13 protein-coding genes and 1 pseudogene are annotated in these 14,265 nt (G+C 63.3%); 6 read left to right on the forward strand and 8 right to left on the reverse strand.

The features are described from left to right. Positions 1–81: 81 nt before the first annotated feature. A complete protein-coding gene (locus NKJ67_RS05295; RefSeq protein WP_127396940.1) occupies positions 82–897 on the reverse strand; it encodes a phytanoyl-CoA dioxygenase family protein in 816 nt (271 codons plus the stop codon). An 88-nt stretch (positions 898–985) separates the two neighbouring features. On the opposite strand from NKJ67_RS05295, the pseudogene NKJ67_RS05300 reads away from it, so the two are divergent. Both NKJ67_RS05300 and ubiA read left to right on the forward strand, forming a co-directional pair. Next, a pseudogene (locus NKJ67_RS05300) lies at positions 986–1,898 on the forward strand (LysR family transcriptional regulator). 68 nt (positions 1,899–1,966) lie between these two features. Next, on the forward strand, positions 1,967–2,950 hold the full coding sequence (ubiA, locus tag NKJ67_RS05305) for a 4-hydroxybenzoate octaprenyltransferase (RefSeq protein ID WP_164749081.1): 984 nt from the start codon (positions 1,967–1,969) through the stop codon (positions 2,948–2,950). Between the two features lie 37 nt (positions 2,951–2,987). Here the strand turns inward: ubiA and NKJ67_RS05310 are convergent, their stop codons facing one another. The 3 genes from NKJ67_RS05310 to NKJ67_RS05320 all read right to left on the reverse strand — a co-directional run bounded on the left by NKJ67_RS05310 (position 2,988) and on the right by NKJ67_RS05320 (position 6,154). Beyond that, a complete protein-coding gene (locus tag NKJ67_RS05310; RefSeq protein ID WP_127328402.1) occupies positions 2,988–3,554 on the reverse strand; it encodes a DUF6101 family protein in 567 nt (188 codons plus the stop codon). Between the two features lie 186 nt (positions 3,555–3,740). Next, positions 3,741–5,171 (reverse strand): FAD-binding oxidoreductase, encoded by a 1,431-nt coding sequence (locus NKJ67_RS05315; protein WP_127328404.1) that lies wholly within the window; start codon positions 5,169–5,171, stop codon positions 3,741–3,743. A gap of 8 nt (positions 5,172–5,179) precedes the next feature. Further along, entirely contained in the window at positions 5,180–6,154 is a 975-nt protein-coding gene (locus NKJ67_RS05320; protein ID WP_352580729.1) for an L-threonylcarbamoyladenylate synthase, read from the reverse strand. A gap of 191 nt (positions 6,155–6,345) precedes the next feature. Here NKJ67_RS05320 and NKJ67_RS05325 point away from each other — a divergent pair, with 191 nt between their 5' ends. Next, on the forward strand, positions 6,346–6,849 hold the full coding sequence (locus tag NKJ67_RS05325; RefSeq protein ID WP_352580730.1) for a hypothetical protein: 504 nt from the start codon (positions 6,346–6,348) through the stop codon (positions 6,847–6,849). 137 nt (positions 6,850–6,986) lie between these two features. Beyond that, positions 6,987–7,376 (forward strand): hypothetical protein, encoded by a 390-nt coding sequence (locus NKJ67_RS05330; protein WP_352580731.1) that lies wholly within the window; start codon positions 6,987–6,989, stop codon positions 7,374–7,376. A 102-nt stretch (positions 7,377–7,478) separates the two neighbouring features. Here NKJ67_RS05330 and NKJ67_RS05335 read toward each other — a convergent pair whose 3' ends face one another. Then, on the reverse strand, positions 7,479–7,712 hold the full coding sequence (locus NKJ67_RS05335) for an ATPase (RefSeq protein ID WP_127322278.1): 234 nt from the start codon (positions 7,710–7,712) through the stop codon (positions 7,479–7,481). 109 nt (positions 7,713–7,821) lie between these two features. After that, a complete protein-coding gene (glyS, locus tag NKJ67_RS05340) occupies positions 7,822–10,350 on the reverse strand; it encodes a glycine--tRNA ligase subunit beta (protein WP_352580732.1) in 2,529 nt (842 codons plus the stop codon). Between the two features lie 88 nt (positions 10,351–10,438). On the opposite strand from glyS, the gene NKJ67_RS05345 reads away from it, so the two are divergent. After that, positions 10,439–10,753, forward strand: a complete 315-nt coding sequence (locus NKJ67_RS05345; RefSeq protein WP_127270002.1) for a hypothetical protein — start codon at positions 10,439–10,441, stop codon at positions 10,751–10,753. A gap of 3 nt (positions 10,754–10,756) precedes the next feature. Here the strand turns inward: NKJ67_RS05345 and NKJ67_RS05350 are convergent, their stop codons facing one another. Continuing rightward, a complete protein-coding gene (locus NKJ67_RS05350; protein ID WP_256745856.1) occupies positions 10,757–11,677 on the reverse strand; it encodes a glycine--tRNA ligase subunit alpha in 921 nt (306 codons plus the stop codon). A 200-nt stretch (positions 11,678–11,877) separates the two neighbouring features. Between NKJ67_RS05350 and NKJ67_RS05355 the strand changes: the two genes are divergently transcribed. Beyond that, positions 11,878–12,339, forward strand: a complete 462-nt coding sequence (locus NKJ67_RS05355) for a GNAT family N-acetyltransferase (protein WP_023808656.1) — start codon at positions 11,878–11,880, stop codon at positions 12,337–12,339. Between the two features lie 79 nt (positions 12,340–12,418). Here the strand turns inward: NKJ67_RS05355 and NKJ67_RS05360 are convergent, their stop codons facing one another. Continuing rightward, the gene (locus tag NKJ67_RS05360) at positions 12,419–14,194 is read right to left on the reverse strand and encodes a tetratricopeptide repeat protein (protein ID WP_352580782.1); all 1,776 of its coding nucleotides are present in this window, start codon (positions 14,192–14,194) and stop codon (positions 12,419–12,421) included. Positions 14,195–14,265: the final 71 nt, after the last annotated feature.

A 14,265-nucleotide genomic window follows, 5' to 3' on the forward strand; every position in this document is an offset into this window, starting at 1 on the left:
CATTGATGGGAATTGCGCACGGGAACGTTACCCCAGCCGAAAATCGGCGGCGCACATCGGCGTCGATTTTCTGGCCTCGCTTCAGCCCTGGTAGACCACCGGAAACCAGTCCTCGCGCAGCCTCTCGCCCGGCTGCATGCCGTGGCCATGATAGGGCGGCGAGGTGCGGCCCGGCCGCTCGACATAGCGCGCATCGTCACCCACCCAGCGCAGCGACAGCGCCCGGCGCCGCGCCGCGGTCAGGTTGCCGCGCGCGCCATGCGCGGTCCTGAAGTCGAACAGGATGGCGTCGCCCGGCTCCATTTCCCATTCGAGCACCTTCATCGACGGATCCTTGTCGGGATCTGGCACCGGCAGATAGTCGCCCTCGCCGGCATAGAAATTGCTGTCGTCGAGCCAGCGCACTGGCAGGATCATCTTGTCCCATTTGTGCGAGCCGGCGATCAGGCGCAGCGTCGCCTCCTTCACCGGGTCGATGGGAATCCAGAAGCTCACGGTCTGCTGGCCATCGACGAAGTAATAGGGGATGTCCTGATGCCAGGGCGTCGGCTTCTGCGTGCCGGGTTCCTTGACCAGCACGTGATCGTGGAAGAACTGCGCGGTCCGCGACTGCATCACCGCCGCCGCCAGTTCGGCGGCCGGTGATTCCCGCACAACCTCGACGAATTCGGGAATGCGCTCCCAGTTGCAGTAATCATCGAAGAAACTGCCGCGGCCGTTGGCGATGTCGGATGCGGTGACGCTGCGGTTCTGCATGTTGCGTTCGATGCCGGCGGCAATCGTGTCGACCCAGCCCTTGAAGGCGCCGCGAATGCAGACAGCGCCGTCACGCTGATAGTCGGCAATCGTGGACGCGCCGATCATGGTGGCGTCGATGGTGGCAGTCTGGGAAGCCATGGCGTTCTCCTCTGGAATGAAGCCACTATCGCAACACCTCTTCATTCGGTAAAATAATAACTTTCGATCTGACATATAGAGCGCCCTTATGAGTGTGACCCTCACGCAGCTGCGCTACCTGGTTGCCGTGGCGCGTCACGGCAGCGTCACCGGCGCGGCAAAGATGCTGAACGTTTCGCAGCCGTCGATCTCGGTGGCCATTGACGCGGTCGAAAAGAATTTCGGCCAGAAGCTGTTCGCCCGCCAGCGCGGAAGCGGCGTGTCGCCGACATCGTTCGGCCGCGCCGTCGTGGCCAAGGCAAGGCAGGTTCTCACCGAAACGGACGAACTCGTCGGCTTGGGTTCAAGCAAATCGGCTGTCAGCGGTGAGTTGGTGCTGGGATGCTTCGAGGATCTGGCGCCGTTCTTCGCGCCGGCTTTGATCCGCGCCTTCTCCGAACGCTATCCGGCCGTCAAAATCGTCGTTCGCGACGAGACGTTCGAGACGCTGGGACGACGGCTGGGGGATGCGGCCATCGATCTCGGCCTGACTTATGATCTCAGCCTGCCGACGCATTTCGCCCGCATCCTGCTGCGCGAACTTCGTCCACACGCGCTGTTGCCGGCAGGCCATGCCCTGGCGGACCGGCCAACGGTCAGCCTTGCCGATCTGGCCGCCTATCCGCTGATCACGACGGATCAGCCGCACAGTTGGCAGCACATGCTCGACCTGTTCCGCAGCCGCGGCCTCTCGCCGGTGGCCGATACGACGACAAAGCTCGTTCGAACTGCAGCGTAGCATGGTCGCCAACGGCTTCGGCGTCGCGGTCAGCTATACCCGCCCGCACGGCGACCGCAGCTATGACGGCCTGCCGCTTATCTGCAAGCCGCTGTCCGATCCGCTGCCCATGCAGCGGATCCTGCTGACCTATGACACGCATCAGCGTGTGTCGAATGCAGCGCTGGCCTTCGTCGAGGTGGCCAAGGACTGGTTCGCCACCCGCGACATCTTTGCCTCGTGAAAGGCTGACAGGCGCCGCGTCTCCGCTTGCCGCTTGACGGTTTCTGCCGCTGCTGCCACTCCATGGACATGGAAAATATCCAGTCGAAAGCGGCCCAGGGCCGTGTCGCCGATGCGCCGAACGGCCATTGGGTCTACCGCGTGCTGCCGCGCTCGATATGGCCCTATGCGCAGCTTGCTCGATGGGACAGGCCGATCGGCTGGCAGTTGCTGCTGTGGCCGTGCTGGTGGTCGGCAGCCTTGGCGGCAAGCGCCTATCCGCGTCCGGGCGACCCGCTGCTCTCACTGCTGCCGGCGCCTTTGTATCTCGTGCTGTTCCTGGTCGGGGCCATCGCCATGCGCGGCGCCGGCTGCACCTACAACGACCTCGTCGACGAGGACATCGACAGCCAGGTGGAGCGCACGCGCTCGCGACCGTTGCCGTCGGGCAAGGCGACGCGCCGGCGGGCATGGCTGTTTCTCGTCCTGCAGGCCCTGGTCGGCCTCGTCGTGCTCATCCAGTTCAACAGCTTCGCCGTCCTGCTCGGCATCTGCTCACTGGCGGTCATCGCCATCTATCCATTCATGAAGCGGATAACCAACTGGCCGCAACTGGTGCTTGGCCTTGCCTTTTCCTGGGGCGCGCTGATGGGATGGGCGGTCGAGTTCGGCGATCTCGATGGGCCTGCCATCATGCTTTATATCGGCTCGATCCTGTGGGTGATCGGCTACGACACGATCTACGCACATCAGGACAAGGAAGATGACGCCATTGTCGGCGTGCGCTCGACGGCACGCCTGTTTGGCGATAACACCAAATCGTGGCTGGCCGGGCTTTATGGCGGCGCGCTGATCTGCTTCGCCATCGCCTTCGCGTCGGCGCAAGCGCCGGTGGTGGCGCTGGCCGGACTGATCGCCGCCGGCGCCCATATGGCGCGGCAGATCGCCGTGTTGGATATCGACAATCCGGACCAATGCCTGCGGCTGTTCAGGTCGAATAACCAGGTCGGCTGGCTGATCTTCCTGGGCCTGATCGGCGGCGCTGTGTGGGTGGCTCTGAAGCCGCTGGTTTAGTCTTCCTTCTCCCCGTCACTATACGGGGAGAAGAAGGCTAATCCCTCGAAATAATCTCCTGGCCGTCGATGACCAGCCTGAGACCGAGGGCGCCGGCCCTGCGGCGAGCGAGGAAACGCGGGCGGCGCGTGTTCGAAATCCGCCCCTTGCGCCGATCCTGCGGCGGCAGCGTCTTGATGGCGGCGCCGAGCGATTCTTCCAGGGTGCGGGCAACGCCGTCCGATTCGATCAGCAGCATCGGCAGACGGTAAGCGTCGGCCCAGGCGCGCCAGTCGGCTGCGACATCGTCGAGATCGTCGGCCACCAGCAGCGGCACCGACAGCATCGGGTCGTTGTGCAGGAGTTCCAGGGTCACCGTGACATTGCCGTCCGGGTCTTCCATGGCGCGGGCGGCAACGCCGCGGAACGCATTGGAGGGCAGAACGATGATCGCGGGCAGGCCGCTCATCTCGAGCAAGCGGCGGATCACGGCGCCGCGCTGGTCGATGGTGAAGGTTACATCGCCGTAGTCGTCGCGAGTCGCGTAGCTCACCACTTGCGGCAGGCGAAATGGGTCGAGACGCATGTTGCGTCCCGCCCAGACTGGCTTCAGTCCGGTGTTCATAGAGTGGCCTTCCTGTCTGTCTCCTGAGAGCCGGTGTCCGGTTCTCTCCGGGCCGGTTTTTCCAGCCTCGTTTGTATGGAGACAGTAGCGCGGGCTCCTTACCGCCCCGCTTAAGAAAGTCGGTTAAATTTTGCTGATCTCAGGGATGGTTATCGGAATCCCACCAGCCGCAACTTGTCGAAAGGATCAGATAACCTTACCCGGATTCATGATGCCGGCCGGGTCGAAAGCGGCCTTCACCCTTCGCATCAGATCGATCGCCATTGGCGGCGCGGTGGCGATCAGTTCGTCGCGCTTCAACTGGCCGATGCCGTGCTCGGCCGAGATCGAACCGTGCAGGCTGCGCACCACACCGTGCACCGCCTTGTTCATGGGGTGATAGAGAGCGAGGAACGCCTCATCATCGCCGTCGACTGGCCGCGAAATGTTGTAGTGGAGATTGCCGTCGCCCATATGACCGAAGCAGACCACGCGGGCGCCTGCACTTACCGACGCCACGGCGCCGGCGGCTTCTTCGATGAAGCGCGGGATCGATGCAATAGGCACCGAAATGTCGTGCTTAATCGAGGCGCCTTCCGGCTTCTGCGCCTCGGGCAGCAGCTCGCGGAAATTCCAGAAGGCATCCCCCTGCCCGAGGCTCGCCGCAATGACGGCGTCGCCGACGAATTCCTGTTCAAGGCCGGCCGAGAGCACGTCCTCGATCAACGCCCGCGAATCCTCCGACGAACGGCCTGATGAAATCTGCATCAGCACATACCACGGCCAGTCCTCGATCAGCGGCCGCACCACGCCCTGGGCATGCGCCAGCGTGAAATCATATGGCCGCCTGCCGATCAGTTCGAAAGCGGTGAGCGCTGCCCCGGCACGGTCCATGGCCAGGCTGAACAGCGAAAGCGCTGCCTCGGGTGACGAAAGGCCGGCGAAGGCGACTTCGCGCCCCTTCGGCTTCGGGAACAGCTTGAGCACGGCGGCGGTGATGACGCCGAGCGTACCTTCGGCGCCGACGAACAGGTTTTTCAGATCGTAGCCGGTGTTGTCCTTCTTCAGCTTGCGCAGGTCGTCGAACACCTCGCCGGTCGGCAGCACCACCTCGACACCGAGGCAAAGTTCGCGCGCATTGCCATAGGCAAGCACGCCGGTGCCGCCGGCATTGGAGGAAAGATTGCCGCCGATCTGGCAGGAGCCTTGCGCGGCCAGCGACAGCGGAAACAGCCGGTCGGCGGCGTCGGCTGCCTCCTGCAGCGTCTGCAGGATGACGCCGGCCTCGACCGTCACCGTGTTGGACAGGACATCGATCTCGCGGATGCGGTTCAGCCGCGACAGCGACAGGACGATTTCGCGCCCGGACCTGTCCGGCACCTGGGCGCCGACCAACCCGGTGTTGCCGCTTTGCGGCACGATCGGCGTTCCCGTCTCCGTCGCCAGCCGCATGATCCGGCTGACTTCGTCGATGCTGCCCGGCCGCAGCACCAGCGATGTCGCGCCGTGCCAGAGCCCGCGCCGCTCAATGAGGTAGGGCGCGATGTCCTGTTCGTCGCGCAGCGCATACTTGTCGCCGACGATCGCGGCAAAGCGATCGATGAGAACAGGGTCGAGGGTCTCTGGAATTTCGGTCATGTGGAAAGCTATGATGTGGCTTGCGTGTTGTCACGAGGGGCGGCCGCGCGCGACAGCCGATCGTTGATCGCTTCGCCGAGCCCGTCGAAGGGAATAGGTTCGACGGCGATGGTCTGCGCGCCGCAGCGGTCGAGCTCCTGCATATAGGCAAACAGATTGCTCGCCGCTTCGCGCAGGTCACCGGTTTCGGATAAATTGAGGAAGGCTTCGGCGCGGCGCCAGCCTTGCGCCCTCTGGCTGCCGAAGCCTAGCAAAGCCTCGCCCTCGCCGACCGTGCCGGCATTGAGCCGCATCGCAGCACCTGGCGCATAGTGCGAGGCGAGCATGCCCGGCGCCTCGACGCCGGCGGCGCCGCCGCGCAACAGCTCCATGCCGATAGCCGCCTCGATCTCCTCGGCGGCGATGCCGCCGGGCCTCAGCAGCCGCAATCTGTCCCCTTCGGCCTTGAGAATCGTCGATTCCAGCCCGATCGGCGTCGCGCCGCCATCGACCACCAGCTTTATGCGCGTGCCGAGATCCGCCGCTACCGCTTGCGCGGTCGTTGCGCTGATTTTGCCGGATGAATTGGCGCTGGGCGCTGCAAGCGGGCGGCCGAGCCTGGCGATCAGCTCGCCGCCAAAGCCCCTCGGCATGCGCAAGGCAATCGTATCGAGCCCGGCGGTGACCAGCGGATGGATGCCGTTGCCGGGCCGTTGCGGCAGCACCAGCGTCAGCGGACCTGGCCAGAATGCCAGCGCCAGTTTCCTGGACAGCGGATCGAACAACGCGAGGCGCTCTGCCATCGCCATATCCGCGACATGGGCGATCAGCGGGTTGAAGCGCGGGCGCCCCTTGGCTTCGAAGATGCGCGCGACGCCGATGCCGTTGGTGGCGTCGCCGGCCAGCCCGTAGACGGTTTCCGTCGGGATGGCGACGACATCGCCTTCCATGAGCAGCGCCAGCGCCCGCTCCAGCGCCTCGCCCGAGCCAAGTATTTCAGCCACTCTCGTCACCTCACAGATGCGGGGTGCGTAGTACGATGGCGGCCGTTGGGCAAGCCGCTGTTGGGTAACGTATTGTTGGCGAGCAGGAGCATTGGCGATTTATCAATCCCTAAAATGCTATGTTTCCGCGAAAGCCGGCATCAATTCCGGCCTGCTATCGAACAGCTTCTGGGCAAAGGGGAGCGACATCAGTGTCTGCGCGTATCCTGCTGGGTATCATTCTTGCTGTTGCGGCCGGCGAAGCCCAGGCGTCATCCCTGGTTTTTCCAGGCACGCCATCCTCCACACCATCGATCGTCAGGATCGGCGCCCCCAACCAGCCTGGAACCGTCGATGCGGTCAAAGCCAGCGATGCGCGGTCGGTGGTGGCAATAGGGGAAACGCCGCCCGACGTCACCGATGAAAAAGTGGCGGCGATCCCGGACAAGCCCGCGACCGGGCACGGCTTCCAGCCAGGCCCGATGGTCATTCGTGGCGGCGTTACCGGTCCCGATTTCCCCGCACCGGCGCCAACCGCTGCACCAGCGGCCGGTGCCGCGCCGGCCGATGGCACCGCGCCGGCGGCAGGCACAGCGCCGGCAACGGCCACCGCCTCCGCAGCCCCCTCAGGGAACGCCGAGAACCAACCCACGCCGCCGAGCGCTCCGGCGCCGGCAGCAGGGCAGCACATGCCTCCCAACGGCTATACCAAATAGCCCCGGCTCAAAGACAGCTGACATCGATGGCGTGACTTGACGGTGGTCTGGCGCCCGGCGCACCATTGCCAGGCAAATCCCGTTCTAGGTATTTCTGGCAGACGGGATTTCATCGCTAGGGGTAAAGGGGGGTGATCATGAGAAAATCTGGAATCGTAACCGGGGCAGGCCTTCTGCTGGCGTCATTGCTTGGCGTCGTCGCGGCTCATGCCGACGACATGCTGGGATCCTATGTCGCGCGCATTTCCGATCGGGATCATCAGGCGAGTGACGGCTATGCGCTGGACAATGCCGCGCAGATGGTGCGACAGGACCGCGCCAACTGGCACAAATTCCACCGCCGTGACAGCGACGACGAGGGCGATGGCTGGTTCAGGACCAACGGCCAGCGCGCCGACCTGCAACGCATGCTGGAACGCGGCGGTGCGATGAGTTCCTCGACCAAGCGCGCCATCGTCAATGGCGAACCGCTGATCCAGGTCGATGTCTACGAAAACAGCGTGCGCGTCAGCATTCTCGAGAACTGACCGTCGCCGGGACGGCTGACCGTCGGCTTCGGGGACGGCTGATAGGAAAAGGCGGCGCCTCAGCGCCGCCTTGCCATCGATAGACTCGGCGGCCGAAAAAAATCAGGCCGCTTCTTCCTTGTCGTCATCTTCTTCGGACTCGTCGCCGTCAGCCTTCACGCTGTCCTCGGCGTCGTCCTCGTCTTCTTCGTCTTCATCTTCGTCGTCATCAGACAGGTCAGCGGCTTCGACCGCTGCTGCGGCGGCATGATCGAGGATGGTTTCGGAAGCGGATTCAAGCGCCTCGGCGGGAGCCGGGGTTTCTTCTGTCACTTCGATTTCGTGATCGGAATTCATGGAAGCCTCCGTGGGGTTGGGGAACATGTCCCTTTTTCCACGGAGAGATCATCGCCATATGACTGTAAGCCGGCTCGAACGGCAGGTAGCAGAGAATATTTTCTTCGCCTTAACCTGCGATCCTGGAGAAATCCGCGACCTGGCCGGTGGCCGCGCGGATGCGGGCGAGCAGCGCGAGGCGGTTGGCACGCACCGCCTGATCCTCATCGTTTACAAGAACATGCTCAAAGAATGAATCAACCGGCTCGCGCAACACGCTAAGCGCCAGCAGGGCGCCGGAAAAGTCATCGTTTTGAACCGCTTCGCCGGCTTGCTTCTCAGCCTGATTCACCGCCGCAAACAGCGATTTCTCGGCATCCTCGCGAAACAGCGCCGACTCAACGGTTTCGGCGACCACCGTTTTCTTCTTCTCCTCGGCGGCCAGAATGTTGGCCGCACGCTTGGTGCCGGCGAGCAGGTTCTTGCCATCCTCCGTGTCGAGGAAGGAGCCCAGCGCCTCGACCCGGCGCACGATCTGCAGGAGGTCGTCGTTCGGCGATTGGCCAATCTCCCCCCTTGTGGGGGAGATGCCCGGCAGGGCAGAGGGGGGCGCTTCGCGCTGAGAGGTCGGCGGGACAGCGCCCCCCTCTATCGGCTTCGCCGACATCTCCCCCACAAGGGGGGAGATTGGGTGCGAACCTGCCGCCAACACCGCATCGATGAGATCATGCCGTGCGCCCTGGTCACGGAGATAGACCTTCAGGCGGTCGTGGAAGAAGGAGAGGAGGTCGAGCACTTCCACCCCAACCTCCCTTCCTTTGAATTCCCTCAATCCTCGCCCCATTGCGAAACCTCCGCGCTGTTTGCGCAGCACGTCGGCAATGGATTCATGAACCAACGGGATATGCGCTTCGGCTGTTTCGACGATATTCAGGGGTATACCATTTTCTACCAGAATTCTGACTACTCCGAGCGCGGCTCTTCTCAGCGCATAAGGATCCTTCGAACCCGTCGGCTTTTCGTCGATGGCCCAGAAGCCGACCAGCGTATCCAGCTTGTCGGCAAGCGCCACAGCAACGGATACCGGATCGCTCGGCACATAGTCGGAGGGTCCCTGCGGCTTATAGTGTTCCTCTATGGCCGCGGCCACGGAAGGATGCTCGCCCTGAAGCAGCGCATATTTGCGGCCCATTGCGCCCTGCAGTTCCGGAAACTCGCCAACGACTTCGGTGGTGAGATCGGCCTTGGCCAGCACAGCGGCACGACCTGCGAGCGCGATAATCTCCCCCCTCGAGGGGGAGATGTCGCCGAAGGCGACAGAGGGGGTCGGCACGACCGGATGCGACGCCCCATCGCGGTCAGAGGACGCCGGCGCTTCACGCGCGGCGACCCCCTCTGGCCTGCCGGCCATCTCCCCCTCAAGGGGGGAGATTGACTGCGCCACGATCGGCGCCAGTTCTTCCGCCAATCGCTTGATCCGCTCCACCCGTTCGCCCTGCGTGCCGAGCTTGGCGTGGAAAGTCACGCCGAGATGGTCGAGGCGGGCCATGCGCTGGTCGAGCGGCTTCTTGAGATCAAGCCCGAATTTTTCCGCCGATGCCTCGAGCTCAGCCAGGTCAGGCAAATCGCCCTGGTCGGTCGTCCAGAAATAAAGCGCGTCGGACAGGCGGGCGCGCACCACCTTGCCGTTGCCGTGGGCGATCTCCTTGCCGCCATCCCTGGCTTCGATATTGGCGGTGAGGATGAAGCGGTTGGAAAGCGCGTCGTCGACACCCTGCGGCCGCGTCACAAAGCACTTCTGATTGGCGCGAATGGTCAGTCGGATCACTTCGGCTGGAATGGTCAGGAATGCCTCCTCGAACTCGCCCATCAGCACGACAGGCCATTCGACCAGCCCGGACACCTCCTCCAGCAGCCCGTCGTCCTCGACCAGGTCAAGCCCGTTGGCGAAGGCGAGATTGCGGGCATCGGCAAGGATGATCTCCTTGCGCCGATCAGCATCGAGCACGACCTTGGCCGCTTCCAGCTTGGAAACATAGTCGTCGAAGCGGCGTACCGTGATGGCGTCAGGCGCATGAAAACGGTGGCCATAGGTGGTGTTGCCGGAGCGGATACCGTCGATCTCGAAATCGACCACGACAGGCTCCTCGGTCTCCGGGCCGAACGTGCACAGGATCGATTGCAGGGGCCGTACCCAGCGCAGCGAGCCGGGCTTGGCCGAGGCCGGCCCCCAGCGCATCGATTTCGGCCACGGGAAATTGCGGATGATCCCCGGTACCAGTTCGGCGATGATCTCTTCCGCCGCCCTGCCCGGCCTCGAAATGTGGGCGACATAAAAATCGCCCTTCTTCGGATCGGAATGGACATGGGCCTCGGCGATCGAGGAAAGTCCGGCCTTGCGCAGGAACCCCTGGACCGCCTGTTCAGGCGCCGATGTCGAAGGCCCCTTGATCTCTTCGCTTATATCTTTCGAGCGCGCGGTGAGGCCCCTGATATCGAGCGTCAGCCGGCGTGGCGTCCAGTACTCGCGCGCCGCTTCATAGGTCAGCCCCGCCTCGACCAGGCCGTCGGTCAGCATCTTCCTGAGATCACCCGCCGCCTTGCGCTGCATGCGGGCAGGAATCTCTTCCGAGCGGAGTTCTAGAAGCAGGTCAGGCATGGATGGGGCTCACGCGGCAAAATGGTCCGGGCGGGGGCATAGCAACTCGGCTGGCCGCTGTCACCCTTTCCGCGCGGGGATCGCCGATTTGCGCCCGTTTCCAGAAATTTTGGCCGCCCTGTCGGGACAAGACCGCGCCACCCGTCCTTGGATCAAAGATTTCCATGAACCGAACGCAGCGCTGAAGCGACCCACGCTCAGGCAGGAAACTATTGGCTCAACGACCATGAAAACGGCATCCAGACTTCTGCAGATCCTCGCGCTCGGCGCCTGCTTCACGGCGCAGGCTCACGGTGCCTTCTCGATGCCGGGCGTTCGACAGGCATTGCGCACGATCGACGGTGCCGGCGGTCAGGCCGTACCGCCGATCAACGTTTCCCTCGAGATGATGAAGCGGGCCTGAAGCTCAGGCCGCCAAGCCACCCGCCTGCGTCTTCAAAAACGCTTCGCCGCAGGCCTTGGCCAGATTGCGCACCCGCAGGATGTAGCTTTGCCGTTCGGTGACCGAAATCACACCACGCGCATCGAGCAGATTGAAGACATGGCTGGCCTTGATGCACTGGTCGTAGGCCGGGAAAACCATGCGGTGCATCGGCAGATTGTCGTTCAATGCCGGCGCGCCGGCATCGAGCAGCGCCTTGCATTCGGCCTCGGCGTCCTCGAAGTGTCGCAGCAGCATGGCTGTGTTGGCATATTCGAAGTTGTGACGCGAATATTCCTGCTCGGCCTGCAGGAAGACATCGCCATAGGTGACCTTATCGGCGCCTTCTCGGCCGTTGAAATTGAGGTCGTAGACATTGTCGACGCCCTGCACATACATGGCCAGACGCTCCAGCCCGTAGGTGAGTTCGCCGGCCACCGGCGCGCATTCGATGCCACAGACCTGCTGGAAATAGGTGAACTGCGAGACTTCCATGCCGTCGCACCAGCATTCCCAGCCGAGACCCCAGGCGCCCAGCGTCGGGCTTTCCCAATCGTCCTCGACGAAGCGGATGTCGTGCAGCAGCGGATCGACGCCGATCGCCGCCAGCGAGCCGAGATAGAGTTCCTGCAAATTGGGCGGGTTCGGCTTCAGGATCACCTGATACTGGTAATAATGCTGCAGCCGGTTCGGGTTCTCGCCATAACGCCCGTCCTTGGGGCGGCGCGAGGGCTGGACATAGGCAGCGTTCCAGCGTTTTGGGCCGAGCGCGCGCAGCGTCGTTGCCGGATGAAAGGTGCCGGCGCCGACTTCCATGTCGTAGGGTTGCAGGATGACGCAGCCATAGGCCGCCCAATAGTTGTGCAAGGTCAGGATCAGCCCCTGGAACGAGCGGCTGGGATGCATATGGGCGGGGATTTCAATTGTCACGGATGGCCTCGACAGCACAGGCTAGCTTGCCGGCACGTCCTAGAGACCCGGCAGCAAAGCGTCAAGCAAAGCACGCCGATGCGGTCGCGCCGACAGCTTTGCAGGGGCTGGCCCATTGCCCATCTCTCGGGCCTGCGCTCTGTTCGCCTGTGCAGCAACGACAACAGGTTTCAGCCATGCCCAGCCCGATCGTCATCCGCCCTGTCGCGCGACAGGATTTCGAGCAATGGCTGCCGCTGTGGGACGGCTACAATGCATTTTATGGACGCTCGGGCGAAACGGCCCTGCCGGGAGAGATCACCCAGATGACATGGTCTCGTTTCTTCGATGCCTATGAGCCGGTCCACGCGCTGGTGGCCGAAGGCGAGGGACAGCTTCTCGGCCTTGTGCACTATCTCTTCCATCGCAGCACCACGGCGATCGCGCCGAATTGCTATCTGCAGGACCTTTTCACCACGCAGGCCTCGCGTGGCAAAGGCATCGGACGGGCGCTGATCGAGGGCGTCTACGAGCGCGCGCAGGCGGCCGGCTCAGGCCGGGTATACTGGCTGACGCATGAGACCAATCACACGGCGATGAAGCTTTACGACAAGGTCGCCGAACACTCCGGCTTCGTCGTCTATCGCAAGCTCTTCTGAGGCAGCCAGCCGAATCCGGTTCAAACGAAAACGGGACTCCGAAAAGAGCCCCGTTCGCCTTGAATTCAAATGGCTGACGTCACCCCTTCGGGGCGGGCACCGGCTCTGGCTTGACCTTCGGAGTTTCCTGCGCCGTGTTGGACTCGATCGGCGGCAGGCCCTTCATCAGCTTCTGCTGCAATTTGGCCAGCACATCGGGATCCGGCTTCAGGTCGCGAGCCTGGTTCCACTGGAAGGTGGCTTCCAGCTTGCGGCCGACGCGCCAGTAGGCATCGCCGAGGTGATCGTTGAGAACCGGATCTTCCGGCTTCAGCGACACGGCGCGTTCCATTTCGCGCACCGCGTCGTCGAACCTGCCGAGGCGGAAATAGGCCCAACCCAGCGAATCGACGATGTAACCGTCGCTCGGCCTGAGGTCGACGGCCTTTTGAATCATCGCCAGGCCTTCCTTGAGGTTCATGTTCATGTCGACCCAGGAATAGCCGAGATAGTTCAGCACCTGCGGCTGGTCGGGGAACAGTTCCAGCGCCTTGCGGAAGTTCGGCTCGGCCTTGGGCCATTCCTTCAGACGCTCATAAGCGATGCCGCGCTGGTAGAAGATGTTCCAGTTGGCCGCGGTCGGCGCCTTCAGCACCTCGACGGCCTTATCGTAGAGAGTGGCGGCCGAACGGAAATCGTCCTTCGAGGAGTAGACGCCGCCCAGCGCCAGATAGCCGCGCATGTCATTGGGATGGGCGTCGACCAAGGCTTTCAGATGGGTGATCGCCTCTTCGTGACGGTCCAGATCGGCAAGATTGAGGCCGAGTTGCAGGTCCGAAAGCTCCTTCAGCGGCGAAGCGGCGGGAATCCGGCGATAGAGCGCGATGGCACCTTCGCCGTCCTTCAATTGCTCGGACACGGCGGCGAGTTGCACAAGGGCAGCGTCGCTGTCAGGCTTCAAAGCAAGCGCATATTGCAGATAGAGGCGGACGAAGGGCTCGCCGCCGCCACGGTTGAGCGCGGTGGCGAGGTCGAGCAGGATTTCGGAGGCGCCATCGGATGGGCCGGCAACCAGCGGCGCAATCTTGTCGCCTTTTGCAATTCGGTCGCGCAAGGCGACGATTTCCAGCTTGCCCGGCGAAAACGCCTCGGCCTGGTCGAGCACCGACAGCGCCTTGGTCTTGTCGCCCTTGCGGACCAGGAACGAGGCGTAGGCCTGGGCATTGCGCATCCAGGTTTCGGGAGCGGCACCGCCGGCGGCGGTATCCTGCATGGTCGCGGCATAGATCGCCTCGGCCTTTTCGGGCATGCCGGATGCATCAGCGATCAGGGCGCGGTGGAACGACTTGAACAGGCCGAACCAATCCGGCCCCTGCAGCTTGTCGATGGACGCCATCGCATCGGCAGGCTCGCCGGCGCCTTGCTGCGCCCAGCCGGACATAACCCCGGAGATCAACCGGTCGAGATCGGATTCCAGCGACAGCTTGAGCCAGTACTGCGCCTTGGTGAAATCCTTCTTGTGGAAAGAATCGACGGCGAGCGCCAGGCGCGAGAAACGCTCGACGTCAGGCACTTCCTTGAGCTTGTCGGCATAGACCAGGGATTCGTCGAAGCGCCCTTGCGCGATCAGCGACAGCATCAGGCTCTGCTGCAGGCCGGTGTCGCTCGGGTCGAAGGCCAATGCTTGCTTGTAGTAGGCGATGGCGCTGTCGAGGTCGTTGTCGCCTTCGGCGATCCGGGCCGCCAGATAAGCGCCCGAAAACGACGTGATCTTGACCGGTTCGGTGGTTTGCTTGGCATAGGCCGGCAAAGCCGAGATCGCCATGCCGGTCACAATTGCCAGCCTTGTCAGCCAGCGCGCACGTCCTTGCCGCATCATATCCCTTTCAGCCAGGCGCCATCTCCGCATCAGCGGGATCGGCGTAGACTCGATCTTTCCAGGCAAAG

It is taken from the genome of Mesorhizobium sp. M0088 (genome assembly GCF_040322895.1).
GTDB lineage: Bacteria > Pseudomonadota > Alphaproteobacteria > Rhizobiales > Rhizobiaceae > Mesorhizobium.